Annotated in this window: 3 protein-coding genes; 1 reads left to right on the forward strand and 2 read right to left on the reverse strand. The window is 62.0% G+C overall.

Annotated features, from left to right (window positions below; all coding sequences use genetic code 11):
• A partial coding sequence (locus E5W70_RS31475) for an isoprenylcysteine carboxylmethyltransferase family protein (RefSeq protein ID WP_366509775.1) occupies nt 1–337 on the forward strand: 337 nt, incomplete at its 5' end.
• A 46-nt stretch (nt 338–383) separates the two neighbouring features.
• Here E5W70_RS31475 and E5W70_RS31480 read toward each other — a convergent pair.
• On the reverse strand, nt 384–746 hold the full coding sequence (locus E5W70_RS31480; RefSeq protein ID WP_031212728.1) for a YkvA family protein: 363 nt from the start codon (nt 744–746) through the stop codon (nt 384–386).
• A 92-nt stretch (nt 747–838) separates the two neighbouring features.
• Complete coding sequence (locus tag E5W70_RS31485) at nt 839–1,135, reverse strand: 4a-hydroxytetrahydrobiopterin dehydratase (RefSeq protein ID WP_292665165.1); 297 nt, start codon at nt 1,133–1,135, stop codon at nt 839–841.
• Nucleotides 1,136–1,168 lie beyond the last annotated feature (33 nt).

Here is a 1,168-nt window from a genome sequence, read left to right on the forward strand (position 1 = left end):
GGCCGGCGCCGTGCTCGCGGTGTGCGGCTTCGTGCTCATCTTTATGGCAGCGGGCCGCTTTCAAGCCGCTGGAACCAACATACCACCGACCTTGCCAACGACGGCGCTGGTCGTCGACGGTATCTATCGGCGGACCAGGAACCCGTTCTATCTGGGAGCGATCCTCATCTATCTCGGCCTCGGCGTCGCGGCCGGAAGTCTTTGGGCTATCGCGCTCGTCATCCCCCTGCTGTGGGTGATCAATACCGGCGTTATCGCGCCGGAAGAGCGCTACCTCGAGCGGAAGTTCGGAGATGCCTATCGCGCCTACAAGGGGCGGGTGCGGCGGTGGGTTTGACGGCCGGAAAGTCGGTTCTCGCGCGATTTTTTTGCGTCGCACCGACTCAGCTCTTGTCGGCGATGGCCTGCCTGGCGGCGAGCCGGTGCGCCGGCGTGATGTGGGCGCTGACGGCGGTAATCGCAGCGGTCAGCACGGCGATGTCGTCGGTGAAGCCTAGCCCAAGGATGAAATCGGGAATGACGTCCGTCGGCAGCACGAAATAGCCGAGCGCAGCCAGCAATGTGCCCTTGGCGCGCAGCGGCGTCTTCTTGTCCATGGCGCAGTAATAGGCGGCGACCACCTCTTCCATGAACGGGATCTGCCGGGCGGCCTTCTTCGCCGTACGCCAGAACTTTTCGCGTACTTCGCTCTCATTGCCCGGCTTGCTGCCGAGGCCGAAGAAATCAAAACCGGATTTTTGCGCCATCAATCTCTCCTTGCCGCCGTCGCGTGACTTCACGCGTGACCGCGAGGCAAAATGTGGTGAAAGCTGAACCTCGCTGCAAGGTGCAGATAGGTTCAGCCGCCGAAATAGCGGTTCATCTTTCTGGCCAGATCGAAATCCAGCGCCGTCAGGCCGCCGGCGTCGTGCGTGTTGAGGGTCACGTTTACCGTCTTGTAGACGTTCGACCAGTCGGGATGGTGGTCCATCTTCTCCGCCGCCAGGGCGACGCGGGTCATGAAGGCAAAGGCTTCGGAGAAATTCTTGAAGGTGAAGGTGCGCGTGATCGAGCCACCATCCTTGGCCAGCGACCAGCCGTCGAGGCCGGCTAGTTCGGCGCTGATCGCTTCCTTTGCAAGTTTCTCCCTGGCCATGTCCGTCTACCGCATGATCCGCGAAGCGTCGGC

This window comes from Mesorhizobium sp. (assembly GCF_005063415.1).
GTDB lineage: Bacteria > Pseudomonadota > Alphaproteobacteria > Rhizobiales > Rhizobiaceae > Mesorhizobium.